The organism is Pseudomonas sp. UBA5706, from assembly GCF_002419965.1.
GTDB lineage: Bacteria > Pseudomonadota > Gammaproteobacteria > Pseudomonadales > Pseudomonadaceae > Aquipseudomonas.
On sequence record NZ_DIHC01000008.1, the window covers coordinates 1 to 19,589 of the forward strand.

A 19,589-nucleotide genomic window follows, 5' to 3' on the forward strand; every position below is an offset into this window, starting at 1 on the left:
TCACCCGCTTGAACTCGACGACCCATACCCACGGGTTTGAGTGCCAAGATTCTTCCCCGTTGATGGACTGCCAAAGTCCGGCGAATGTCTCGTATGGATGGTCTGTGAAGAACCTTCCGTCCTCGATGTGGTAACCGTCACCGCCAAATGCCTGAACGCCTTCCGATAGGCATTGTGCTGGCGAGATGTCCTGCAGTCGCTCGACGCGTACGTCAGTGATCTCCAACAGAATGCGGCTTGCGACACGAGGCATGTGAATGCTCGGCCTCCAAGCGGAGCGATCGTCACCGCCGCCGTCATCGTCACCGGCCCATGCTGCTTCGCCATCGGCGCGGTAGATGACGTGACCGGAGTAATAGCCGCGGCCAAAAGGCATTTCCCGGATTGGGGTGGCTTGACGATCAGGCGTCCAATCGACCATGTTGCCCTGCTCATCGAAGTCGTGACTGATGACGCCCCATGTCTCGCGCATCCAAAGCCGCTCGCCGGGTCTGCCATATGGGCAGCATCCGGACCTGGCAAGCTCTGCAGCGCAAGAGGCTGCATCGACACCGCTGACACCGAAACCCCAACGAGCGTGCCGCTGAGCGATCGCAAACCAAGTGCCGTCCTCTTCAAGGTTGGGCTGTTGCCAAGGCTTGACCAGACGCCGAGTTACCGTCTTCCGGCCTTCCAGGATGGCGCGTACCATCGGCGCCGAGAATAGGATCGGACGTTCTTGAATGCTGATCATTGGTCACCTTCTCGAAATAGAAAACCACCGGCTCCGCCGTCTCGACGATCAGGCCGTAAGCCTTCGCGAGTCGATAAGTTGGCTGGTATAGGTTCAAGCTGTTGACATGGCGGGCTATCCACAACCGCCAACCTTCAAGGCTCTGGCCGCCCTTACTGATGTTGCAGGGTACGCAGGCGGGCATCATGTTGCCGATGTGGTCATTTTCGGGCTTGAGCGGCTTTCCGGAATCGAGCCGCCATGTGCCGTTGGGGTTCTGTTTCGATATCAGCTCACGCGTGACTGGTTCCAGGTGATCGGCATGCCAGCGCGCTCCCAGTTCAATACCGCAATACGCGCAGCGACCGCCATACTTCACGCGGACCTGCTCGCGCTCAAGTTTCTTCAGGCGCACAGTTGCTCCTCGCCGCATACGCAGCAAGCAATAGGGGTTGGTTAGGTTCGCCGTCGATTTGATCGGGTTGAATTATTTGATCAGCGATAGCTCGTAGATAGATGGAATCGATAACCGATTGCTTACAGCAGAAAGGTTTCCTCCGCATGCAGAACGCCGAAGATTTTCGTTTTACCGCCCACCAGCTTCTCCTTGCCCTGGACGCATCCACGATCAATATGATGAAGATGGTCATGGCCTCCTCTATGGGCAACGCTGCGTGGAAGAAAGCGGTGACCATGCAAGAGGCGTCATTTACAGCACTTCATATGCATTTAGCCCACCCTAATGCCGCAGCTTTAATGCAACAGGGATTCGGCCGGTAACAGAAGCTTCTTCGCCAAAACCGCTTCACTTTGTTATGCCGTGTTACGCATGCATAATCTCTCCGCACTTTATGGGGAGAAGACATGCGGGTACGCGGGCAAAAATACTGGGAATGGAGTAAACCGGAACTGCATTTCCGGGATTATGACGAAAGGCTGCGCGACGGAACTTCCATCAACATTCAAGTGCGTCACTCTCCAAATGAGGGCGTCCAGCTTTTCGTTGGTGTTTACGGTGCGAAGGGCATCATGTTGTTCGAAGAGGTCTACGATTCGCCGCCCGGCGAAACGATGACTCAAGCTATCGAATGGGGAGTCGATCAAGCTCACAAGTTCATAGACAAAAATAAACCCAAGAGCCGCGCCTCGTCGGCAAAGCCTGAACCACTTCCGAGGAAGGGGTCAGGTGGTAGCAATAAATTACGTCTTCAGAACAGTTAAGATTTTCTGAAGGCTATTTCAAGGTGCGGTTTCGGTGACGATCTTGGTGGCCAGACCGGTTACCGCCTGACTATAGATGTGCTTGATCTTGTCCCACGAAATCAGCTGGTCGGACGCGAACTCCCCCTCACCATCGCAGACTGCGCAGCCTTCAGCCGGTTCTGCCAGATCGCGACACTCAGGACATTCCTGTGCGAAGGTTACTTTGAACTCTCCTAGCAGCAGTGCCTTGGCACCGTTTTCTGCTGTGAGTCGGCGCGGCATGATGCAATACCCTTCTGGGATTAGATTGGCCAATTGGGCTTGCAGGTCATCAACTCGCTGATCAGCGATGTTCAGGCGCTGTTGCAGGGCGGCCTCTCGATTGGCCGCAAGCGCCAGCGCCTGGTTTAAGTCCCCCGCATGCACCCAGAATCCCGGGCGGCCCGCTTCCGGAACGTCCGCTGCCGAGTATCGTTTGATGGTCGGGTTCATAACCCCTCCTGCGGCGTAACGATGCCGCTTGCTTGAATGACGGCCATTTTCAGATGTCCGGCCAGTTCGATTTCCACGTTGGCGCCGCGCGAGATTTGCCAGCCAGGCAGGTATGCCACGGTGTCACATGTGAGCATCTGGTGGATCGCGTCACGCATGCACATGTGCCAGGGCGCATCGGCGGGTAGCGGGTACTCGGCAGGATTCTCGACGGTGTAGCCGAGGGCGCGGAGGCGGGCGGCCTCTGCATTGAATGCCGGGTAGTTGTAATCGGGCAGGCCCGTCATGGGCCCGCTGAGGTAGATGCGTTGCATGGGGATGTCCGGTCAGATTTGTTCGAGGATTCGCAGGCCGAGCCAGCGGACGACGGGGACGGCCTTGCTATTGCCGATGGCCTTGTAGCGCGGGCCATCCGGGCAGTCGGCGGCACGCTTGCCGCGCCAAGGGATGAGCGTGTAGCCGTCGGGAAAGCCTTGGAGGCGCTCGCACTCCACGGGCGTGAGGCGTCTGACAGAGCTCGCTGCTGCGACTACATTTGGCCCCAGCGCAGAATCAGTGTTGTCGACTTGCTTGCCGTAATTGCTGGTCAGCGTTTGAGCCACCTCACGGCAATTCACGATCGGCTGTCCACGCCCAGTACCATCTTCACTGCCGTCAAACCCTTCGGCTTTCAGCGTATGGGTAATTTCACCGGTGATGCAGGCTGCGACCTGGCCGCCGGCATGGGCATGGCTTGCACTGTGATTCATTGCGCGAAGTGTTGGCGACAGCGCTCCGGCGTCGGCACCGTGATCCTTGCAGCTGAAGGCGAGAACGGCGTTCTCCTGTCCACTATTCCTGCCCAGGGCAAAGGCCTTGTCCGAAACGCATGGGTCTTGCGTGCCGTGGACTACTAGCAATCCAGATTCGGCGTCTTGTTGAGTCGCACTGCCGGCCGCCTTGCCACTGGACTGAAGTGTTCCTGCGACGAGATGATTTGCCATCCCGTGATCAACATCGGCACCACCATCGGTGCTGCGCAGCGTGCCAGCGACATAGCATTGCTGTTTTGCCCCTGCTTCAGCCGCAAGAGCCCCGACTATCTTTCCGTCACCACCCATTAGCCTCACTTCGTCACGACTGTTCTGAACAAAGGCCACTTGGTCAAAGGCTGGCTGAACAAAAAACGTCTCGCTCTCCGTGTCCATCCTGGTGCCTTTTGCGGTAAGCGTCGCTGATCTTTCGACCGATCCGCCCAGGCTGTGCCCGCCGAATGCAGGGATGCCGCCGAACATGGTCACCGCCGGCCCTTCGTCACCCTCGCAGTTCATGCAGCCGTAGTGACCAAGCTCTTCGGGGAAGACGTGTCCGCATCCGCACTGGAGCGCAGGGCCGAATGGAGCTGTTCCGGTAACGTCTTGCCCCTCACCGCGGCGCGGCGCAGTATCCCGGCGCACGCCTTCGCGCTCAAAAAGTACCGCGACGGGATCGAACCCTCTTCGAGCACTTGCGACAACGAACACACGGCGCCGTCGTTGGGCCAAGCCGAAATATTGGGCGTCCAGGATCCGCCACGCGACTGTTCTTTTGGGTCCATACACACAACCAGCGTCTGTCCAGCGCTTCCCTGAAGGCTGCAGTTCGCAGTCTTCCCCAGCAAGCGCGCCAAGAAAGCATCCGAAGGCGTTTTGCTTGTCGGAAAGGACGCCGGGGACGTTTTCCCAGACGACGACACACTCGTCATCGTCGCGGGCTGTTCGAACATGGTCAACTGCATCTGCGAGCTCCACATATTTGATGGTGAGGGCGCCGCGCGGATCCAGCATGCCTTGGCGCATACCGGCCACGCTGAACGCTTGGCAGGGCGTGCCGCCGACGAGCACCGCTGGCGCCTTGATCTTGCCGGCCAGTACCAGGGCCCCGAGCTTGGTCATGTCGCCGTGGTTCTGCACTTGCGGGTAGTGGTACGCCAGCACCGCTGAAGGGAAGGGCTCGATCTCGGCGAACCAGGCTGGTGTCATGCCCAGAGGCTCCCAGGCAGCCGAAGCCGCCTCGATCCCCGAACAAACGGAGCCGTAGTCGATTTGCATTGCGGGATCCTCGCCAGTGGCGTGATTCAGGGAAGTGGGTTATTAGTCATCGCTCAATTTGATAGGAGAGCAGGCGATGATCGTTGGGGATAAGTTTATCTTTGAAGTGGGTGATCCAGTGGTAGACCAGTACGCCCCGGAGCGGCGAGTTGGGATCGTCGTTGCCATTGAGGGAGACGATGCTAACCGAACGCTGGTTGTTGAAGCCGAGGGCAATCCAGACGAAACATGGAGGATCCGTGACGCTAACGCAGTGCTTCCTTAAAGAGCTATTTCGGTCTGAGTTTCTCGCAGCCAGAGCGGAGCGCTGTTGTGAGCCTCGATCCGATCGGCGATGACGTTGGCTCGCTGGCCGGCGGTGGGCGGCGCGCACATCCCGAAGCGGCTGATGCTTCCGCCGTTTACTGCGGCATTCGTCGAGTCGGCCGAGGCAAAGGGCAGGCGCTGGAAGATCGCAGGGTCAAGCATTCGTAGCCCGTGCAGCCGACAGGATGGTCGCCCCTTATCGTCACAAATGGCGTCCATAGCGGCGCTCATCCGCTTCCACCAAGGCCCGGTACCCGGTGTTGCCCACTGCCCTGAACTGCCAATGGCAACCGTCCGCCAGCACCTCGCCAGCCCCTCCAGCCGTTCAAGTGATTCGTGCAGGTGCCATACGGGCACGCCCCGCAACTCTTCCGGCCACTGCCGAACGAGACTGTCGTTGGCGTCTTCGTCACCGTCGATCACGTCAGGAATGAGCGCCCAAGTGAAGCCGGGGTGTCGATGCCAGTCTTCGACCCATCGCGTGTAACCGTCGACGTCTACCTGGCCGCCTTTCTTCCACACGGTGAACGCTCCATTGTCGAAAACAAATGACTTGCACACATCGGCCACAATCCCGAGATCGTCTTTGCGGGGGAAGGGCACTAGTGCGTGTCGGCCCGTGAGGAACTTAGCTGCATCCTCGCGCTTACCGCCGACTGGAGTGCCGTGATAGTGAATCATGATGATGTGTTTCCTACGCCCGCATTACGGGCACTGGCCGAGAGCTCGCCGAGACCGCCGAAAGGATCGATTGCTGTGGTCATAAATGCCTCCTGTGAGTAGTATTCGTTAGGAGAAAGGAGCGAAAGTTATGAGTATTTGTTTGGCGCTTACGGACCCGGATTGGTCCGTTACGAAAGATGTATTTTCAATTATTGGTACGCTAGTCAGCGCGGGTGGCGTGATTGCTGCTTTCTGGATCGGGAGTCAAGGTCTCGCAACATGGCGTCGGCAGATACAGGGGGTTAATAGTCACGATCTAGCAAAAAGAATCTTGCTCGAAATATATAATATTCGGCAATTGATGAGAGCTGGTCGTAATAGAAGTCATACTATGGCCGAAACAGAGGGAATGCCGACGCCGTCCCCCGGCTTAGATACCCGTACTAGAGCCATCAAAAGCCGTGAATACGCATTTGGCGTGAGAACGAGAAAAATCAACGCCGCAGTTATGAGTTTGAGCGTGTCGGCGTTGGAGGCAGAAGCACTCTGGGGGAGCGCCATATATCCCCATCTGAAGAAGATTGATCAGCTTGCTAAAGAGATATGCAACTATCTTGGTGTGTATATTTTTATTAAAGATCCAGATTTGGAGGGCGATGACCTAGAAGATGCGAAGGAATATTTCGACGGCCTTCGATCCATATTTGTCAGTTTTCAGAAAGACAGTTCAGATCCTTTCACAGTGGAGTTCGATGAATGCTTCAAGCAGGCTGAGCTTTACCTTAAGTCACAAATGCTCGTCAGCTAAGTGCTCACCAATGCGTGCAGTCGTAGCGGGGTGCGCGAAGCATTTCTCAGAACACTGAAGACCGTTGGGCGATGAACTTGGAGCGCACGGTTTCTCCGGGGCAATATGTCCCTCTACACCATAGCCCCGTAGGTCGAAAAATGGGGTCTTCCCACAGTGGTGAGCTGGCTTATCCGGCAGCGTCCGCATCATATCGATGCAGTCGCCGACCAGAATCTGGTGCTGCTGGATCATGGTTCGATTCCATGCGATGGGAAATATGGCCTACGCTTACCGCTCCAGCAGGAGTGCGGCCATGAGCGAAGACAGCGAGAAGGTTTTGCGGATGGCCCTCAAAGCGGTGCTAGGTGCAGCTCGGGATATGCGTATGGATCTAGACGAGCTCACCGAGTCGGCTATTCGGCTCATGGTCTGCGAAAAGCGGTATGACTCAAATGACGTTACTGAAGCTGCCGTTGCTATCGAGATGGCCGTTGAGACGTTGCAACTCTGGTAAGCGAGGCTTTGATTAGCGCGATAATGGCCTACGCTTATCTCTCCACTTGGAGGGATAGGTCATGAGCGAAGACAGGGAAAGGGTTTTGCGGATGGCGCTGAAGGCGGTGCTGGTTGCGGCGCAGGAATGCTGCGTTGATATCGACGAGCTCACTGAGTTGGCGATTCAGTCGATGTACGGCGAGCAGCTCTACAACCCAGCGGATGTGGCTGAGGCGACTGGCGCGGTCGAAGCAGCGGCTGATGCGCTGCCGGTGATCCACTGATCAGGCCGGGATGACCGCGATGCAGGTGCTGACCAAGCTGCCCGACGCCTTAAATGAGGCGTCGGGCAGGTTCACGATGTTGCCGCTTCGGTCCGATACAAGGCCTCGGAAGTCACGGGATAAAGCGTCCTCACGAAACATGACGCCGGTCGGCATCACTGCTACGAGCAGGCCGCGTGGTTTGAGAAACTTGAGTGCGTGCAAAACGTGGTGGATGTCGCTTCGCTTTTTGTCGAACGGCGGGTTCATCACTACTCGGTCGTATTTCTGAGCAGGCTCTACCAATAGGAAATCGTCCACGACCACTGACTGGTACACCTTCGCGTCGATCAGATGCTTGGCGTTCTCCGGCAGGATCTCAATGCAGTCGACGTCAATGCCCTCGAGTATCAAGGCCTCGGCAATAGCGCCACGCCCGGCCGACGGCTCAAGAGCAAACATGCCTACCCCGACTTGAGCGAGGTCCAGGAGCTTCTTCACTACTGCGGGAGGGCTCGGGAAATAGCCAAAGTCCTGCGGCACGGTGACCTCGCCCGTCATGATGATGTTCTCGATCGCCTCCGCCGCATCACCATTGAACAAATGGGCCTTGGCTTTCGTGTTCCATTTGCCGCCCGCAGCTTTCAGTGTTTTGTCCAGGCGGGCATACAGGCTCTTTTCAAGCTGTCCTCCAGTGATGAACAGTTTGTTGCCTTCGGTGCGCGAGGCGCTGAGCAGCGCCATGACGTCAGTTGCGACCTTCATGCGTTTTCTCCGTGCAGAAAAATGCCTCCGAAAGCTCGGTGGCGAATAGATTGGTGGTGGGCTATACGAAGTGACCGGCATGGGGCCGGATTGGGAGAGGGTATGGCGACGGAAATCGAAGAAACCAGGCAGCAGGCGCTTATTTCACTGCTGAAAACTGCATCTGAGCAAGGCATCGATGTTACAGAGCTTGTGCGAGCCACCGAACGGCAAATCTCAAAGAACATCGATGAACCGCACGGTTTTCAAATCATCAAGCAAATCAGGGTCGCTCATGCCTATGCCGCAGGGAAGACTACTGCCCGCCCTGCGTCAGATTGGAGTGCTTAGTTAGGGTTGAAAGCGCCCAGCGATAGTTTTGCTGCGGTGCCGATTTTCTGTTCCAGCACCGCTTTGAACTCTTCCGCGATTGACTCGCGCTGCACTTCCTCACCTACCCAGCGTAGCTTCAGAACTGGGACTGCTCCGCTGGTGATCACCGAAATGCGAAGGGTAATCACCTGTTCGGTGAGACCGTCGAACGGGATCGTGTGGAACTGCAGCGCAGCGGGAAGTGTTTCTTTGCTGCGTGCTTCGATCTGATCCATGGCGCTGCGGCTGGCGCTGGTATCGCCAACGGTCGTTTCCGATTCGCTGGTGGCCTTGACGGTGATTGTGCGCACGGCGGCAATGGCCTTGGCCACCGGGATCGGCTGGCCTTCATCGTCCACCGGCGTTAGGTACTGGTGCCAGTCCTCGATCCAATCGCTGAGGTCTTTCTGCGCAAGGCGTTCACCAGCGATCCGCTGCACCGCCGTGTAGCCTGCGGTTGGCTTCAGCTTCAATACTGCGCGGTCGTCAGCGTGGCCCGGTACCGCGGTTGTCCCGAGGTTGAATAGCAAAACACAGCTCATGTCCTCCTGATTGATGAAGCCGCGTGCGCCATCTCCAGCACGGTCGGTGACATACAGGCCGAAGTCCGCCAGCGAGTGAGTGGAGAAGGTGCCACGGAAGCGGCTGCGCAGGGCCTGGTATTTTTCCAGATCCAGCACTTTTGCGCCTTCAGGCAATACTGCAGTCGGCATGAACGTCGGCAGTGCCTTGCCGGTGGCTTCCAGCGCGGTATCGGTGATGAGTTGAATCGCTTCTTTACTCAGGGACATGTTTCAGGTCTCTCGTGGGGAAGGGAGTAATCAGGTGCGGGGTTTGATCGGCGCTTCGTCACGGCTGAAGAGCTGGTCGTGCTTCTCTTGGAACAGAGTGACCTTGCCGCCTGTACCGACGTGCATCGGCGTGTCGAGGCTGGTGTTCTCGCTGCGGGTGCCGCGCTTGGTCGGTACCTTGTAGTCGAGCTTGTGTTTGATCTTTACCTGGTGCGACTCGCCGATTTGGCTGAAGTCCAGGGTGATGACGATCTTTCCTGCTTTACCATGATCGACAACGCCAGCAGCGAGTTAAGAAAGGGCATGGCCGATCTGGCTCGCGAACGCGCCGCCATTCAACTCTTCGAGGAATTCAGCGGTATCGGTGGGTGTGGACATGCGTGTTTCTCCGGTAGGGCTTTGAGCCCGCTGGGTGGGAGGTGGTGTTGAATTTGTCGACGCCGCTGTTTGGCGCACTGGTGTGGACGCCGCATCAGGCGGGTTCAGTCAGGCTGATGTCGTTCTCTTTCGCGATGCGTCGGATGGTGCGGCTGTCCAGGCCAATGGCGGTGGCAATTGCCGATGCTGTCATGCCCTTAGCTGCCAGTTCGCGAACTCGATGGACATGCTTGTCGCGCTTTGTCTTGAGGTTCTTCGGATGGTTGCCGACCGCGGTAAGCGGAATCTCGCCGCTTTTGCCTGCGGGAACCAATTCGATGCGGTGGCCGGTCGCCAGGTAGTGATCAATCTGTGCCGCCAGTTGTGCGATGGCCTGCTTGTGCTGATCTGGAACGCTCTCGCCAATCATTGCAGCACCGCCTGTGACAGCGTGACTTTCACACTATCGGCGCGAGCCTCAAGGATTTGGGCGAAGTTGACTGCCTCTTTCCAGGTGAAGCGAAAGCCGCGCACTTTGCCGGTTGCGATCTCGACGATGTGGTAAGCGCTGGTGCCAACGCTCTTCACCTGATAGCGAATCTTCTGTATTGGTGGCTCTTTACCGATCATGGCGTAGAACTCCGCAGTGGCGAACTGAGTACGTGCGCGCATGGCGGTCAGGCCATCCACGCGCTGTTGAAGTTGTGGGTGCATGTCCTTTCCTCGATGGTTGCGTGTACTCGGCAGAATTCTGACCGCCTGCCTATTGCTGGTGGGCGCAGGGGAGAGTGCTGGCGGGTAAACGCCGGATAAAGAAAAGCCCTGTCGACGCAGGGCTCTTCGTGTTGCTGGTTCACAACGCCTCCGTACGTGAACCACTTCGCCAGGCGTTGCATGAGGCAAGGCCGGCAGACTGTCATTTACATGGCTGCAAATCCTCCGCTGTTCGCCCACTGGGAAGGCAGTGGCCACCTATTGAATGGGTGCAGGCGGCGGGCGTCGATCTCCCGCTTTTTAAAAGCGACTTCGCATGTGCTGGGGCACGATTCACGACACCTATTACCGTTGCAGTGTGCTGCGAGCGCTGAGCGCTACTCCATCAGGTTATCTGGACCATATAGAGGGTCTCGGCGCCACATGACTGCGCTTCCTCAAACGTATGATCGTTTCCTGTATGATTCGCCCCGGCTTACTCCACAGCACTAATGAAGCGTAGATAGCTGTGGTGGCAATGACCGGGTCCTAAAAGAGTGGCAAAAGCTGAACCCTAGGGACGAAACAATAGATTTGCAAAAAGGAGAAATGAAATGAGAAGTCTGGTTTTCGCACTCATGACCTGCGCCGCCTTGGTGGGTTGCAGTGACAAGGGAAAGGATTTTGTTGGGGTCTGGAAATATTCCGATGAGTTGTCCGAAACACTTACTATTACCAAGGCTGATGATGGCTATCGCGCTCTTGCACACATTGATAAAGACGAAAATGGCTACATGGACGTGAAAGTCTTTTTGTATCCTGAGTCCGACAAGCTTCTTGTGACGAAAGAGAAGAAAATAGCCTTGGAACTGGGCGATGACGGCAAGATCACCAGCCATCTGCGCCACGGGACCGAAATATTCGTTAAAACTAAGTAATTCCCCCTATAGAAGGCGCTACGGCGCCTTTTTTGCCTGCTTTTTCCCAAGCTCAAACATCTAGGAAGTAGAAGAGCTGGATGCGCTAGGCAAGCGTTGATTGACTCTCTGCCAAGGCCGTTGTGATGCAGGTGGGCAGTTATATGCGGTAGTGTCGTCCGCATCGGAGAGTGATCGAAACACCAGGGCGCAATGCCTGCTTATTTCCCGCCGCGTTTTTGGTATTGGCCGTCTCGCTTGTACCGGCTCAGGACATTTACGGGGCTTTGCGATCCTAGCGCTGCAGCCCGCTTTGGCACGCTTCGATCACCCTCCGATGCGGCCTGGTGCGGGGAGTACCAGGGAATCGGGCAGTTTTCGTCAAGCTGACGCTGGTTGTTCTATCGCCACTCGGCTTCGATCTCGGCGTGCCTGGCTTGCAGCCGCGCTATCAGATCCAGCCGTTCCTGAGCATTTAGGTGCCGGGCGGCGAGGAACAGTCCTTCAGCGAGATCGCCATCGAACTTCATGGCGCCGGCCGCGTGTTTCACCTCGATCGTGACGTGCTTGGGTGTTGCGTCCATCGATGAGCCTTACCGGCTAAACCGGAACCACATCACCATGCCCAGGCATAGCCCGGTGACAACGCCGATCAGATACCGGCCGCTTTGGCCAGCGCCTCCAGCAGCAGATCCTGACGGTTCTGCTTGTCCAGATACTGGCGAATGGCACGAACGAAAATCGTGTTCATGGACGTGTCGGCCGCGTCGGCAGCCGCTTCGACTTCATCGCGTAGCCCGTCCGGGAGGCGAACAACGAATTTTGGAAGGCGTGATTCTTGGGCGTTCGACATGGTCGTTCCTCGGGTGTGGTGATTTCCCGATGCAGCCTGTGGCCAAGCTGCATTGGGAAATATTAACGGCCGGCGGCCAGCTCACCACGGCGCAGGTGACGCGTTCCCGTATAAGCTGAGAGTTCCACCACTCAGCTAGGAATCGAGATGCAGATAAAAGCGACGTGCGCAGCTTGTGGAAGTGAACAGCTGCTAATCCCAAGCGATGACGAACAGGATCAGATGATCCGTTGTGGCGCCTGCAATGCGGATGTAGGTGACAAGAAGGCCGTTAGCGAAGCCCTAAGGAAGCGGGCTAAACAGGAGGCTGAAAAAGCGATCGCAGACCTGAAGAAGAGCTTCAGCAAAGCAGGGATCAAATAGGAGCCTCCCGACCGGCGCCTTCGGGAATATTCCGCAGGCGCTCTACTATCGCCTCACATACGTCAACGACTATGATTTGAGCCAGCCCTTTTATTGCCGGGTCATTGGCTTGGGGCAAGTCAACAGTTATTGCCATGAGCGAAGTCGACTTACCTTCGTTTGCGTCCACATTCTGGGCGCCGCGCTCAATTGCCTCTTTCAGGATGTCTATCTCCGCACTTCGGACCGCAGAATCGGATTGGTTGTGAGCCCGTTGCGCGTTCTCTAGCTGTAGTTCCAGGCTGTCCACAAGTTTTCGCGCCTCCTCTCTGATGCGACAGGCTTTTGCCAAGTTGCCTAACAGTTCGTTCGCGTCTGCCATCGTTATTCCTCCGTTTGATTTCCCGTCTGGCCCTGTCTCCAAGGCCAGCCAGTGAAACCTTGTCGCGCTACACCGCCGATGGCTTCGCGCTGCGGCTTGTTCGGCCTTGAGCTTCCCTGTTCACGGCGCCTATATCGGCTTCGGCATCGTGGTCATGGGGTCAGGTATTCGCTACACGACTGCCAACTGCAGCTCGGCGGCCTACTGGGTAGGGCAGTTCGTCGTGGGTTGCCGGTCCGTTTACCGACTGGTCTTACTGGGGCATTGGCTGGGTCCTCCTATGGTGTTTGTTCCGCTCCATGCGTTTTGCCGGATTCATATCTCTGCCCAGGTCACACATTTCGTGATCGGTGTTCTTCCCAGGTGGCTGCATGGTTTGGCGTACTCGCGATGTGGCGAGTACGGCAGCTATCCAGAGGCTGCGTGGGCGACGGTTTAGCTTTTTCCGACCCGGTGGGTACGTCGCAGTGGTCACGTCTGGTTTTTAAAGAGCGGCGGGGCGCCGCCCCTTCGCCGTTTTGCCGCTGGCGATGGAGGAAATATAGGCTAGCCTTTATTTGCAGTCAACAGGTATGCCTTTATTTTTTAATCTGTACAGAAAAAAGCCCGCACAGGGCGGGCAAATAGGAATTCGATATCAGTCTTCTTTGGGAACGGTCCAGAAGAGCTGCACGTTACCGTCGTCGCGGTGGGCGACAGTCACGTTGTCGTTCTCGGCAATCTCGTCCAGCAATTGGTCCCAATCTTCGGGCCTGTCAGTAGGTAATCGCTCCAGCAGCGCCGATTTTTCTTTCTGCGCCCTGGGGGAGTTGATGATTGCCTGCACGCGCATGCCGAGCATGCCATAGGTGGTCTGAGCTGCCGGGGGAATCGAGTTTGCCTTAGCCATTGTGTACCTCCGATTACTGTATGGATATACACTATTTTATCGTAGGAAGAATCGCAACACGGAAGGAGTACAAATGTGCTCTTTTGGCGGACGGGCGCAAAAAAGCCCGCGCTGGGCGGGCTGCTAGCGATCACTGTCTTGTAGAAATTGGCAACGTCAGCTGAACGCCTGCTCGTCGATGCTCTATCACCTGAATAACCTCCTGCTCGGCTTTCAGCTGCTCACCTACCATGCTTTTCTTTTCTCGAAGCATAACCTTCAGCAAGTCACCTTTCCCGAATCTGGTTTCGCCCAATTCAACTTCCCGCAGAAAGTTTTCGTCTGAAATAGTGGCGTAGAACGTCGATGACCCGTCGAAAAATCGCCATTTGTTATCGCCTCGAAAAGCCACATTCACAAGCTGTAGGCTCGCGATCCGGTCATTCTCTTCGAGGCGCTCCTCTTCCTGTTCCGGTGCGATGAAATTATCAGCCTCTGTTTCAGATACCGCAGCGAAATCGCCTTGTGGCTCGCGTACTGCAAAATAATCCACGCCTGGGCGTTGAAGAGGCTTATGGACCACATCCTGGAACGCTTTTCGCAATCTCCAGTTCCTGAATAGAGACAGAACCTTCTCTTCGGTTTCGAAATGGTCCGTATCGCAAAATACGCGTACCACGCCATCGCTCATTATTTCGACGTTGGTGATCTTGCGGTTGCGCACCCATTTAATAAGCTGGAACACCCCTTTCGTGGTCGTGCCAGTCAAACCTAGGATGGTGACTAAATTAAGCGCTGCGGTAACAGGGTTACCTGCGAAGAGGTCTTGTGCTTGCTGGATGAGGCTCTGGGTAACGCCAAGATCGATGGCAAAGCATCCAGTCTTGAATGACCCTTTCACGCTGACAGATACCTTAGACCTGCCCTCGTTAAGGGTCGCATTGGCCTCCTCGAATAAATCTCCGAGAGCGAGCAACGCTGGGGCGAGATCGCGCACTTCCATCTCATGAGATTGAAGTGCGGGTCCGTCATAAACAATTTGTAAGGAGGTTTTGCTCATGTCTTCCATTGTTGCTTCCATGCCAGACTCTGTCTATTTGCGTAGCTGTCAATAAGATAGCCGGACGTCGCGAACACCCTAAATCCGGCCTAGCACCTTGCTGGGGCCAAGGATGGCGCCGACGTAATGAATCGTCTGTATCTGAGTCCAAGGGATCGTTACGCGCTCGTATGCTGCGTTGATCGACATCAGGCTCACGCCCTCATCGTTCTGAAACAGCAACTCCTTGACCATACTCTGATCGTCAACGGTGGTGACCATCACGTACTCGCCAGGAACCAGCCGGTGATTTGGCTCACACACGGCGACCCAGCCACTGCGGATCGCTGGCGCCATCGAATCACCGCGGAGCAGCAGGGCGTAGGCGTCGGTATCGCGCGACCAAGTCTCAACCCAACCTCCTGCATCCTCTAAGCCTACCCAGTGCCCGTCCGGCCCCATCTGCGCAGTGCCCATGATGTCGATCCTTCGAGCGTCTGTGGTTATAGGCGGGCCAGGCTCGACGTTGGATTTATCACCGGCCAGCATCGACCCCGTACCTTCGGACAGCCAGACGGGGCTGACTTGAAGGATGGTCGCAAGCTTCACAAGGTATCCACTCGTTCTGGTCAGCCCGCGCTCAATTTCCGAGACTGATGCCTGCTTTATACCCGCGCGCTCTGCAAGCTCCGACTGGGTCAAGTTGCCGTGTTTGCGGGCCTGCTTCAAACGATCTTTAAGTTCCATGCTCGTGACAATAAAGGCCAACCTTTCGCCTTGCAAAAAGGTGTTCCTTTCACCTAGCATACAGGCATCCCTTTATTTGGGCGGAGAGTCATGAAAAATCCATTTGAAAAGCTCGTTGAGCACTTTGGTTCGCAGAACGCCACTGCAGCCGCTCTCGGCGTGAAGCAAGGGACTGTCAGTGGTTGGGTTCGCGGTGTTCACGGGATGGCGGCCGAGGTGGCAATGCGTGCGGAAATCGCTACGAAGGGCGAGATCAAAGCGCGAGACCTCCGACCCTCAATCCCGGGGCATGCCGCGTAGGTCATTACCCGCTAAGCAACATTTTGCAATGCGTGATGGCACGCAGCCACATAAAAAAATTCGAGGTTTTAGGAATGCAGGATTTTCTGAGGGCGTGTGACGCTACTGTTGAAGAGGCCAACACGAAGAATCTCGCGACTCTGATGAACATGCCTCCAGTGAGCCTGCTTCAGCGCGCGAACGCGAATTACGACGGCGCCTGGTTCAACGTCAAGCATCTATACGCATTGCTGCTGCACTCCGAGGACATGCGCCCGTTGGCTGCGCTGGCCGGCGAATTCGGCTACGCAATCGTGAAGACGGCAGAGCCCGTGGCTATCGATATCCATGAGGCACTGGGCAGGGCTGCGCTTGAGTTTGCCGAGGTGACCGTAGAGACGCACACAGCTATGGCTGATGGCCGGGTTGACCAGGTAGAGCGGCAGCGAATTCTGCGTGAGATCGACCACGCCGAGTACGCGCTGGCGCAGCTGAAAGCTTCAGTGAAGGTGGCCTGAGATGAGCTTCAACGACCTGAATTCAAAGCTCACTCCACGCCAGATGGAGATCGCAATCGAGGCGATAGGACGACGCGCGACAGGCACGCCCACTGAGGTGGCGCTACAGATTCTTCAAGGGATCGCAGTGCTGGATGGCGGTGGCGCGCCAGCTGTGGCATGGCCCGAAGATTACAGCTCGCTCGACAAGGCGAAATGGCATGCCGAGCAGGCAAAGCGGTGCCAGGAAACACATGAATGGATCGAGAATCTTAATCGGGAACGTGATGCCCGTTTAAGTGAACACCCTCCATCTCCCAAGCATCCAGATCAGCCTGAACAGGCTCAATCGCCCGCTCCGGTAAGGCAAGTTCGCGAAGCTCATCATGGAGCACCAGCTGAAGCTGCTCATGAGTCAGGGAAAAAGCCTGATCAGGGAGCCAGTGATGCTTCTGAATAACGTAAAGCTGCGCAGGCCTGATCCCCTCAAGCGGCTCCCATCGAGTTGCGCGGTCCTGCTTTTGCTCCTCGCAGAAGCAGAACAACAGGTATCCCGGCAAAGCTTTGAGAAGGGCTTTTGCCCGAGCTTCCTGGCTCGCTCGATCTCTGGACTGACCCTCAGCACTCAAGGCCTTATTGATTCTATCGGACCATTCTTTCGCGTAATTCGCATAGCTCATATGTCCGGCCTCCGTGGCCTTTTCGTGTGGAAGCCAAAAGCTACCACGGATGCGCCGGACACCTACAACGCCTAAATCGCAGGCACAAAAAAGCCGGTGGCTAGACCGGCTTCTTCAACAACACTTGTGAGGCCGATTATGCACACCACGACCACCCAGAGCAATACCCCCCTTGATTCGTCAGTTTTGGTAGGGGTAAAAAATATGCCGCGTCAGGTTATGTCGTCACGCGAGATCGCTGACCTGGTCGGCTCTCGGCACGACAGTGTGAAGCGAACGATTGAACGCCTTGTCGAACGCAAAACCGTACGTATTCCACCAGCGGTGGAATACCTCGACGGTTTGGGTCGCCCCGCTACGCAATACCAGATTTGCAAGCGCGACAGCTTTGTCATCGTCGCGCAGCTCAGCCCCGAGTTCACGGCAGCGCTGGTTGACCGCTGGACCGAGCTTGAATCCCAGCAGATGCCATCGCTGCCCAATTTCTCAAACCCGGCAGCGGCTGCGCGCGCATGGGCTGAACAGTTTGAACTGCAACAGGCTGCCGCTCAGGAACTGCGCATTGCAGCCCCCAAGGTGGCTTTCGTTGACCAGTACGTCGAGGCCGGTGGCTCCATGAGCTTTCGTCAGGTGGCGAAATTGCTGAACGCCAAGGAGCGGAACTTCCGGCAAATGCTGCTCGACCGGGGCGTCATGTACTACCTGGGCGGCGTGCTTACCCCTACCAGCCAGCATCAAGCGGCCAAACGATTCGAACTCAAAACCGGCACCAGTGAAACCAACGGCCACGCATTCGCTCAAGCGCGGTTCACCGCCAAGGGCGTGCAGTGGATCGCAAGCGTTTGGGCCGCGTATCAGCTGGAGCAAAGTAATTGAGCACCATTATCATGAGCGCCTGCTGGCCGCTGCAAGGCATGAGCGGGCCGCAGAAGGCTGTCCTGATCTCGTTGGCCGACAACGCTAACGACGAGGGCGTGTGCTGGCCGTCCGTGGCTCGTATTGCCCAGCGCACGTGCCTGGGCGAGCGCACCGTTCAGGCGGCAATCAAATGGCTTACCCAAGTCGGTCTGCTGGCAATCCGTGAGCGTATGGGTCGCTCGACAATGTACACCCTGACCCCCGCAGCTTACGCACCCCCGCAGGAGGTGCACCCCGCAGCAGCCGCACCACCACCTCCGCAGCAGCCGCACCCCACCCCCGCAGCAGCCGCACCCAGAACCGTAATAGAACCATCAAGTGAACCGTCACAGGATGGCAATCGCGTTCCGCGATCACCGTCATGCCCGGTGCAGGACATCGTTGATCTGTTCAACAAACTCCTGTCACCAGCGTTGCCGCAAGTGGTTCTGGTCTCAGAAGACCGCAAGAAGAGAATCCGCGCTCGCTGGAACGAGAGCCAGGTGCACCAGAGCCTGGATTTCTGGACGGAATACTTCGCCACCGTCGCTCAGTCGGAATTTCTCATGGGCCGATCTGCTGGTAAAAACGGCTCAACGCCGTTCCGGGCGTCTTTCGACTGGCTGATTGCCCCGAGCAACTTCGTGAAGGTGGTGGAGGGCAACTACAGTGCGTGAACTCTACAACGTCGAGGCCGAGCACGGCCTGCTGGGCGCCATGCTCCAGCGTCCGGAGCTGATCGATACGCTTAGCGACGACCTGTCCGCCGAGTCGTTCTACTTCCCGGAAAACTCCGAAATCTATCGTGGCATCCTAGCTGTGCGTGCTGCAGGCAAATCAGTGGATTTCCTGACGGTTGCCGATCACATCAACACTCTGCCTGACGGCAGCAGTGCTTTGGCCTACTGCGCCGAGATCGTCCACAACACGCCCAGCGTAGCCAGCGCCGGTACCTACGCTCGAATCGTGCGTGAACGCGCAATCGACCGGGCACTGTATGACCTCGGCACCCAAGCCATGGATATTGCGCAAGGGGATGAAGACACCCAGGCGAAGATTGCGGCCATTCAGGCAGCTGCGTTGTCCATCGACACCGGTGCTGACAGTGATGATGTCGTGAAAGCCGGTGACGTGTTGGTCGATCAGCTTGAAGTCTGGCAAGACCGTCATGACCGTCACGTCAGCGGCCAGACCCTTATGGGGCTTTCCACCGGCCTGAAGGATCTGGACGAAAAGCTGGGAGGTCTTCTGCCAGAACAGCTGATTATCGTTGCGGGACGCCCTGCGATGGGCAAAACGACTCTGGCAATGGGCTTTGCCAACCATGCCGCGATTCATCAGGGAAAGTCCGCCCTGGTGTTCAGCCTTGAAATGAGCAAGGGCCAGCTCGTTGACCGGTCGATTGCTTCCGAAGGGCGCATCCCACTAAGCGCGATCAAAAACGGCACTGCGTGCCAGACGCATGAGCATCAGCTGGCAGCGGCGGCCCGGTCAGTGCAGGTTTCGAAGTTGTTCTTCTCCGACAAGGCCGGGGCCAACATCGGGCGCATCCGATCCATGGCGCGACGCCACAAGATGCGCTACGGGCTGGACTTGCTGGTGATCGACTACCTGCAACTGATGGACGGTGACGGCGGCAATCGCACGGAGCAAATCAGCAGCATCAGCCGTGGCGCCAAGCTGCTGGCCCGTGAGCTGGGCATTCCCGTGGTTCTGCTCAGCCAGTTGTCCCGCCAATGTGAACAGCGTCCGAACAAGCGCCCGATTCCATCGGACCTGCGTGAGTCGGGCGCGATCGAGCAGGATGCCGATGTAATCCTCTTCGTTTATCGCGACGAGGTTTACAGCGAGCACAGCGACGCCAAAGGCGTAGCCGAGATCATCGTGGGCAAAGGGCGAGATATTGAAACCGGCACCGTCCGCGCCGCTTTCTTGGGGCAGTACAACCGGTTTGAAAGCCTCTCCGCTGGCTGGAAGCCAGAGGCGGTCGAGAAGCCCGCCAAGGTCGCGTCGTTGGCTGGCCGCTACGCCAAGGAGCGCTTCTGATGCACCTCTCTGAATTCCGCATCCAGCAGCTGCTGGCTGGGCAGTCTTCAACCGCACAGAAGATTTATCAGCACGTACGTATTCAGGAGCCA

At 56.9% G+C, this 19,589-nt stretch carries 28 protein-coding genes and 2 pseudogenes; 13 read left to right on the forward strand and 17 right to left on the reverse strand.

What is annotated here, in order from left to right; translation table 11 throughout:
* Both B3I26_RS28805 and B3I26_RS04580 read right to left on the reverse strand, forming a co-directional pair.
* Window positions 1-733: hypothetical protein (locus tag B3I26_RS28805; RefSeq protein WP_414707591.1), on the reverse strand; the 733-nt coding region annotated here is incomplete at its 3' end.
* Window positions 734-737: 4 nt separating this feature from the next.
* Window positions 738-1,127 (reverse strand): annotated as a pseudogene (locus tag B3I26_RS04580) (HNH endonuclease); the annotation flags it as partial.
* A gap of 146 nt (window positions 1,128-1,273) precedes the next feature.
* Here B3I26_RS04580 and B3I26_RS04585 point away from each other — a divergent pair.
* Both B3I26_RS04585 and B3I26_RS04590 read left to right on the forward strand, forming a co-directional pair.
* Window positions 1,274-1,492, forward strand: a complete 219-nt coding sequence (locus tag B3I26_RS04585; RefSeq protein ID WP_296255551.1) for a hypothetical protein — start codon at window positions 1,274-1,276, stop codon at window positions 1,490-1,492.
* Window positions 1,493-1,576: 84 nt separating this feature from the next.
* Window positions 1,577-1,933 carry a hypothetical protein gene (locus B3I26_RS04590; RefSeq protein ID WP_296255552.1) on the forward strand — a complete coding sequence of 119 codons (357 nt, stop codon included), beginning with the start codon at window positions 1,577-1,579 and terminating at the stop codon, window positions 1,931-1,933.
* Between the two features lie 18 nt (window positions 1,934-1,951).
* On the opposite strand, the gene B3I26_RS04595 is transcribed toward B3I26_RS04590, so the two are convergent.
* The 4 genes from B3I26_RS04595 to B3I26_RS04610 form a co-directional block, all read right to left on the reverse strand.
* The gene (locus B3I26_RS04595; protein WP_296255553.1) at window positions 1,952-2,407 is read right to left on the reverse strand and encodes a hypothetical protein; all 456 of its coding nucleotides are present in this window, start codon (window positions 2,405-2,407) and stop codon (window positions 1,952-1,954) included.
* Window positions 2,404-2,721, reverse strand: coding sequence for a DUF4406 domain-containing protein (locus tag B3I26_RS04600; protein WP_296255555.1), 318 nt, complete (start codon window positions 2,719-2,721; stop codon window positions 2,404-2,406). The genes B3I26_RS04595 and B3I26_RS04600 overlap by 4 nt, the downstream gene beginning before the upstream one ends.
* 12 nt (window positions 2,722-2,733) lie before the next feature.
* A complete protein-coding gene (locus B3I26_RS04605; protein WP_296255557.1) occupies window positions 2,734-4,476 on the reverse strand; it encodes a DNA cytosine methyltransferase in 1,743 nt (580 codons plus the stop codon).
* 261 nt (window positions 4,477-4,737) lie between these two features.
* The gene (locus B3I26_RS04610; protein WP_296255559.1) at window positions 4,738-5,463 is read right to left on the reverse strand and encodes a hypothetical protein; all 726 of its coding nucleotides are present in this window, start codon (window positions 5,461-5,463) and stop codon (window positions 4,738-4,740) included.
* A 130-nt stretch (window positions 5,464-5,593) separates the two neighbouring features.
* Here B3I26_RS04610 and B3I26_RS04615 point away from each other — a divergent pair, with 130 nt between their 5' ends.
* From B3I26_RS04615 to B3I26_RS04625, 3 genes are all read left to right on the forward strand, one after another.
* Window positions 5,594-6,253: a hypothetical protein gene (locus B3I26_RS04615; RefSeq protein WP_296255561.1), complete on the forward strand. Its 660-nt coding sequence runs from the start codon at window positions 5,594-5,596 to the stop codon at window positions 6,251-6,253.
* 295 nt (window positions 6,254-6,548) lie between these two features.
* Complete coding sequence (locus B3I26_RS04620; protein ID WP_296255562.1) at window positions 6,549-6,749, forward strand: hypothetical protein; 201 nt, start codon at window positions 6,549-6,551, stop codon at window positions 6,747-6,749.
* A 61-nt stretch (window positions 6,750-6,810) separates the two neighbouring features.
* Window positions 6,811-7,014 (forward strand): hypothetical protein, encoded by a 204-nt coding sequence (locus tag B3I26_RS04625; protein ID WP_296255565.1) that lies wholly within the window; start codon window positions 6,811-6,813, stop codon window positions 7,012-7,014.
* Here the strand turns inward: B3I26_RS04625 and B3I26_RS04630 are convergent, their stop codons facing one another.
* Complete coding sequence (locus B3I26_RS04630; protein WP_296255568.1) at window positions 7,015-7,758, reverse strand: methyltransferase; 744 nt, start codon at window positions 7,756-7,758, stop codon at window positions 7,015-7,017. It lies immediately after the preceding gene.
* A 102-nt stretch (window positions 7,759-7,860) separates the two neighbouring features.
* Between B3I26_RS04630 and B3I26_RS04635 the strand changes: the two genes are divergently transcribed.
* The gene (locus tag B3I26_RS04635; protein WP_296255572.1) at window positions 7,861-8,088 is read left to right on the forward strand and encodes a hypothetical protein; all 228 of its coding nucleotides are present in this window, start codon (window positions 7,861-7,863) and stop codon (window positions 8,086-8,088) included.
* On the opposite strand, the gene B3I26_RS04640 is transcribed toward B3I26_RS04635, so the two are convergent.
* The 4 genes and pseudogenes from B3I26_RS04640 to B3I26_RS04655 form a co-directional block, all read right to left on the reverse strand.
* Window positions 8,085-8,900, reverse strand: coding sequence for a DUF2303 family protein (locus B3I26_RS04640; RefSeq protein WP_296255575.1), 816 nt, complete (start codon window positions 8,898-8,900; stop codon window positions 8,085-8,087). The two genes, B3I26_RS04635 and B3I26_RS04640, sit on opposite strands and share 4 nt — an antisense overlap.
* A 30-nt stretch (window positions 8,901-8,930) precedes the next feature.
* Window positions 8,931-9,278 (reverse strand): annotated as a pseudogene (locus B3I26_RS04645) (hypothetical protein).
* Between the two features lie 94 nt (window positions 9,279-9,372).
* Window positions 9,373-9,687: a hypothetical protein gene (locus tag B3I26_RS04650; protein WP_296255579.1), complete on the reverse strand. Its 315-nt coding sequence runs from the start codon at window positions 9,685-9,687 to the stop codon at window positions 9,373-9,375.
* Complete coding sequence (locus B3I26_RS04655; protein WP_296255581.1) at window positions 9,684-9,971, reverse strand: hypothetical protein; 288 nt, start codon at window positions 9,969-9,971, stop codon at window positions 9,684-9,686. Before B3I26_RS04655 ends, B3I26_RS04650 begins: the two co-directional genes overlap by 4 nt.
* 593 nt (window positions 9,972-10,564) lie before the next feature.
* On the opposite strand from B3I26_RS04655, the gene B3I26_RS04660 reads away from it, so the two are divergent.
* The gene (locus B3I26_RS04660; RefSeq protein WP_296255584.1) at window positions 10,565-10,888 is read left to right on the forward strand and encodes a hypothetical protein; all 324 of its coding nucleotides are present in this window, start codon (window positions 10,565-10,567) and stop codon (window positions 10,886-10,888) included.
* Between the two features lie 380 nt (window positions 10,889-11,268).
* Here B3I26_RS04660 and B3I26_RS04665 read toward each other — a convergent pair whose 3' ends face one another.
* From B3I26_RS04665 to B3I26_RS04690, 6 genes are all read right to left on the reverse strand, one after another.
* The gene (locus B3I26_RS04665) at window positions 11,269-11,451 is read right to left on the reverse strand and encodes a hypothetical protein (protein WP_296255586.1); all 183 of its coding nucleotides are present in this window, start codon (window positions 11,449-11,451) and stop codon (window positions 11,269-11,271) included.
* A gap of 68 nt (window positions 11,452-11,519) precedes the next feature.
* Window positions 11,520-11,720: an Arc family DNA-binding protein gene (locus B3I26_RS04670; protein ID WP_296255588.1), complete on the reverse strand. Its 201-nt coding sequence runs from the start codon at window positions 11,718-11,720 to the stop codon at window positions 11,520-11,522.
* Window positions 11,721-12,075: 355 nt separating this feature from the next.
* A complete protein-coding gene (locus B3I26_RS04675; RefSeq protein WP_296255591.1) occupies window positions 12,076-12,444 on the reverse strand; it encodes a hypothetical protein in 369 nt (122 codons plus the stop codon).
* A 637-nt stretch (window positions 12,445-13,081) separates the two neighbouring features.
* Window positions 13,082-13,333, reverse strand: coding sequence for a DUF1654 domain-containing protein (locus B3I26_RS04680; protein WP_296255593.1), 252 nt, complete (start codon window positions 13,331-13,333; stop codon window positions 13,082-13,084).
* A 130-nt stretch (window positions 13,334-13,463) separates the two neighbouring features.
* The gene (locus B3I26_RS04685) at window positions 13,464-14,381 is read right to left on the reverse strand and encodes a hypothetical protein (protein WP_296255596.1); all 918 of its coding nucleotides are present in this window, start codon (window positions 14,379-14,381) and stop codon (window positions 13,464-13,466) included.
* Window positions 14,382-14,450: 69 nt separating this feature from the next.
* Window positions 14,451-15,098, reverse strand: a complete 648-nt coding sequence (locus B3I26_RS04690; RefSeq protein ID WP_296255598.1) for an XRE family transcriptional regulator — start codon at window positions 15,096-15,098, stop codon at window positions 14,451-14,453.
* A 90-nt stretch (window positions 15,099-15,188) separates the two neighbouring features.
* Here B3I26_RS04690 and B3I26_RS04695 point away from each other — a divergent pair, with 90 nt between their 5' ends.
* The 6 genes from B3I26_RS04695 to dnaB all read left to right on the forward strand — a co-directional run bounded on the left by B3I26_RS04695 (window position 15,189) and on the right by dnaB (window position 19,497).
* Complete coding sequence (locus B3I26_RS04695) at window positions 15,189-15,398, forward strand: transcriptional regulator (protein ID WP_296255599.1); 210 nt, start codon at window positions 15,189-15,191, stop codon at window positions 15,396-15,398.
* 35 nt (window positions 15,399-15,433) lie between these two features.
* Window positions 15,434-15,895: a phage regulatory CII family protein gene (locus B3I26_RS04700; RefSeq protein WP_296255602.1), complete on the forward strand. Its 462-nt coding sequence runs from the start codon at window positions 15,434-15,436 to the stop codon at window positions 15,893-15,895.
* A gap of 1 nt (window position 15,896) precedes the next feature.
* A complete protein-coding gene (locus tag B3I26_RS04705) occupies window positions 15,897-16,334 on the forward strand; it encodes a hypothetical protein (protein ID WP_296255604.1) in 438 nt (145 codons plus the stop codon).
* Window positions 16,335-16,758: 424 nt separating this feature from the next.
* On the forward strand, window positions 16,759-17,430 hold the full coding sequence (locus tag B3I26_RS04710) for a phage antirepressor KilAC domain-containing protein (protein WP_296255606.1): 672 nt from the start codon (window positions 16,759-16,761) through the stop codon (window positions 17,428-17,430).
* Window positions 17,427-18,128, forward strand: a complete 702-nt coding sequence (locus tag B3I26_RS04715; protein ID WP_296255608.1) for a helix-turn-helix domain-containing protein — start codon at window positions 17,427-17,429, stop codon at window positions 18,126-18,128. The genes B3I26_RS04710 and B3I26_RS04715 overlap by 4 nt, the downstream gene beginning before the upstream one ends.
* The gene (gene dnaB, locus B3I26_RS04720) at window positions 18,121-19,497 is read left to right on the forward strand and encodes a replicative DNA helicase (RefSeq protein ID WP_296255611.1); all 1,377 of its coding nucleotides are present in this window, start codon (window positions 18,121-18,123) and stop codon (window positions 19,495-19,497) included. The genes B3I26_RS04715 and dnaB overlap by 8 nt, the downstream gene beginning before the upstream one ends.
* The last annotated feature ends 92 nt before the right edge of the window (window positions 19,498-19,589 follow it).

Bases quoted from the DNA above. Each gene is read 5' to 3' on its own strand.
- B3I26_RS04585 (WP_296255551.1), top strand. From the start codon at position 1,274: ATGCAGAACGCCGAAGATTTTCGTTTTACCGCCCACCAGCTTCTCCTT.
- B3I26_RS04590 (WP_296255552.1), top strand. From the start codon at position 1,577: ATGCGGGTACGCGGGCAAAAATACTGGGAATGGAGTAAACCGGAACTG.
- B3I26_RS04595 (WP_296255553.1), bottom strand. From the start codon at position 2,407: ATGAACCCGACCATCAAACGATACTCGGCAGCGGACGTTCCGGAAGCG.
- B3I26_RS04600 (WP_296255555.1), bottom strand. From the start codon at position 2,721: ATGCAACGCATCTACCTCAGCGGGCCCATGACGGGCCTGCCCGATTAC.
- B3I26_RS04605 (WP_296255557.1), bottom strand. From the start codon at position 4,476: ATGCAAATCGACTACGGCTCCGTTTGTTCGGGGATCGAGGCGGCTTCG.
- B3I26_RS04610 (WP_296255559.1), bottom strand. From the start codon at position 5,463: ATGATTCACTATCACGGCACTCCAGTCGGCGGTAAGCGCGAGGATGCA.
- B3I26_RS04615 (WP_296255561.1), top strand. From the start codon at position 5,594: ATGAGTATTTGTTTGGCGCTTACGGACCCGGATTGGTCCGTTACGAAA.
- B3I26_RS04620 (WP_296255562.1), top strand. From the start codon at position 6,549: ATGAGCGAAGACAGCGAGAAGGTTTTGCGGATGGCCCTCAAAGCGGTG.
- B3I26_RS04625 (WP_296255565.1), top strand. From the start codon at position 6,811: ATGAGCGAAGACAGGGAAAGGGTTTTGCGGATGGCGCTGAAGGCGGTG.
- B3I26_RS04630 (WP_296255568.1), bottom strand. From the start codon at position 7,758: ATGAAGGTCGCAACTGACGTCATGGCGCTGCTCAGCGCCTCGCGCACC.
- B3I26_RS04635 (WP_296255572.1), top strand. From the start codon at position 7,861: ATGGCGACGGAAATCGAAGAAACCAGGCAGCAGGCGCTTATTTCACTG.
- B3I26_RS04640 (WP_296255575.1), bottom strand. From the start codon at position 8,900: ATGTCCCTGAGTAAAGAAGCGATTCAACTCATCACCGATACCGCGCTG.
- B3I26_RS04650 (WP_296255579.1), bottom strand. From the start codon at position 9,687: ATGATTGGCGAGAGCGTTCCAGATCAGCACAAGCAGGCCATCGCACAA.
- B3I26_RS04655 (WP_296255581.1), bottom strand. From the start codon at position 9,971: ATGCACCCACAACTTCAACAGCGCGTGGATGGCCTGACCGCCATGCGC.
- B3I26_RS04660 (WP_296255584.1), top strand. From the start codon at position 10,565: ATGAGAAGTCTGGTTTTCGCACTCATGACCTGCGCCGCCTTGGTGGGT.
- B3I26_RS04665 (WP_296255586.1), bottom strand. From the start codon at position 11,451: ATGGACGCAACACCCAAGCACGTCACGATCGAGGTGAAACACGCGGCC.
- B3I26_RS04670 (WP_296255588.1), bottom strand. From the start codon at position 11,720: ATGTCGAACGCCCAAGAATCACGCCTTCCAAAATTCGTTGTTCGCCTC.
- B3I26_RS04675 (WP_296255591.1), bottom strand. From the start codon at position 12,444: ATGGCAGACGCGAACGAACTGTTAGGCAACTTGGCAAAAGCCTGTCGC.
- B3I26_RS04680 (WP_296255593.1), bottom strand. From the start codon at position 13,333: ATGGCTAAGGCAAACTCGATTCCCCCGGCAGCTCAGACCACCTATGGC.
- B3I26_RS04685 (WP_296255596.1), bottom strand. From the start codon at position 14,381: ATGGAAGACATGAGCAAAACCTCCTTACAAATTGTTTATGACGGACCC.
- B3I26_RS04690 (WP_296255598.1), bottom strand. From the start codon at position 15,098: ATGGAACTTAAAGATCGTTTGAAGCAGGCCCGCAAACACGGCAACTTG.
- B3I26_RS04695 (WP_296255599.1), top strand. From the start codon at position 15,189: ATGAAAAATCCATTTGAAAAGCTCGTTGAGCACTTTGGTTCGCAGAAC.
- B3I26_RS04700 (WP_296255602.1), top strand. From the start codon at position 15,434: ATGGCACGCAGCCACATAAAAAAATTCGAGGTTTTAGGAATGCAGGAT.
- B3I26_RS04705 (WP_296255604.1), top strand. From the start codon at position 15,897: ATGAGCTTCAACGACCTGAATTCAAAGCTCACTCCACGCCAGATGGAG.
- B3I26_RS04710 (WP_296255606.1), top strand. From the start codon at position 16,759: ATGCCGCGTCAGGTTATGTCGTCACGCGAGATCGCTGACCTGGTCGGC.